1 protein-coding gene is annotated in these 1,416 nt (G+C 38.6%); it reads left to right on the forward strand.

Annotated features, from left to right (window positions below; genetic code table 11):
• Window positions 1-108 precede the first annotated feature (108 nt).
• Window positions 109-1,383 carry an IS110 family RNA-guided transposase gene (locus ACFX4X_RS25430; protein WP_377387648.1) on the forward strand — a complete coding sequence of 425 codons (1,275 nt, stop codon included), beginning with the start codon at window positions 109-111 and terminating at the stop codon, window positions 1,381-1,383.
• Window positions 1,384-1,416: the final 33 nt, after the last annotated feature.

Genomic DNA, 1,416 nt, shown 5'->3' on the forward strand with positions numbered 1-1,416 from the left:
TTAGCATTCCTGTAGAGCGTTATTTTTCAGCTTTGAAAAAAATAGGGCTCCTCAGTAAGATATGAGTAAGACACCACTCTAACTCAAAACCTTAGGAGGAACCCTAATATGAAGTTTAAAATGCAAGATAAACAAAATCAACTAATAGAGAGAATTTCTGATCGACATCTCGTTGTTGGCGTGGATATTGCCCAACAATTTCACGTTGCTCGAGCTGTAAATTATCGAGGAATCGTGGTAGGTGATCCTCTTACTTTCGAAAATAACGAAGAAGGCTTTAACAGATTTCTAGAATGGATTAATAAACTAAAAGCTAAAAACAGCTTAGACACAACGATTGTCGGTATGGAACCTACAGGTCATTACTGGATTAATCTATCGAAATGGTTATCTAACGAAAAGATTGATGTCGTAACAGTCAATCCTCACCTTGTAAAAAGAAATAAAGAAAATCGAGATAACACTCAGTCCAAAAGTGATAAAAAAGACGCTCTCGTGATTGCGGATATGGTGAAGAATGGATACTATGCCTTTGTTCGTTCAACTCCAGAGTCTTTCGAAAAACTTCGAGTCCTTATGTCCAACCGTGATGTAATCGTTAAACGTCTCGTTAGTTCTATCAACCAATTAAATCGTTGGGTAGATGTAGTCTTTCCTGAGCTACGACAAGTGTTTAAAGATGTGAAAGGCAAAGGGGCAATCGCAACTCTACGATTATTTCCTACACCAATCGAGTTACAATCGATGCAACCTCAAGACATTGTAGGCAAATGGAAATCGGTAATGAAGCGTCAGCCTGGGATGAAAAAAGCTTATCTACTTATAGATTTAGCTAAACGTTCTATCGGAACGCACCAAGCACTTGATGCTTACAAGCTACATTTAGAACAACTACTAGAAGAGTATGATCTAGCTACAACGCAACTCGAAAGAGTGGAACAAGAAGTCACTAACGTGCTTCAACAAATTCCTTTCGCAAAGAAACTGCTGGCTATTAAAGGGATCAGTGAAATCTCTTTAGCTGGAATTTTAGGGGAAGCTGGAGATTTAAGTGGATTCGCCCATGGTAATTCCCTCCTTCGTCATGCAGGGTTACATCTTTCCGAGGCGAGCTCTGGTAAATGGAAAGGACAAATTGTCATTTCTAAACGTGGGAGATCCAGACTTAGGCGTTTCTTATACCTAGCGACAATGAGTCTTGTCATGAATAACCCTGAGTTTAAAGCGTTGCACGCCAATAATGTTAAGGTAAAAAAAATAAAGAAAATGAAGTCTATTATGAAATTATGCGGAAAGCTAGCACGGCTCTTTGTGGGAATAGCCAAAAGAAATGAAACCTATTCTCCAGAAAAATTACAACCTTTAACAACTCTGGCAGCGTAGTTTTATTGAATAAATCAAGCTTCACAGGTTCTC

The organism is Peribacillus sp. YIM B13481 (genome assembly GCF_042787985.1).
GTDB classification, from domain to species: Bacteria; Bacillota; Bacilli; order Bacillales; family DSM-1321; genus Peribacillus; species Peribacillus simplex_A.

Excerpts from the sequence above, each read along its gene's own strand:
- ACFX4X_RS25430 (WP_377387648.1), top strand. The coding sequence starts at position 109 with ATGAAGTTTAAAATGCAAGATAAACAAAATCAACTAATAGAGAGAATT.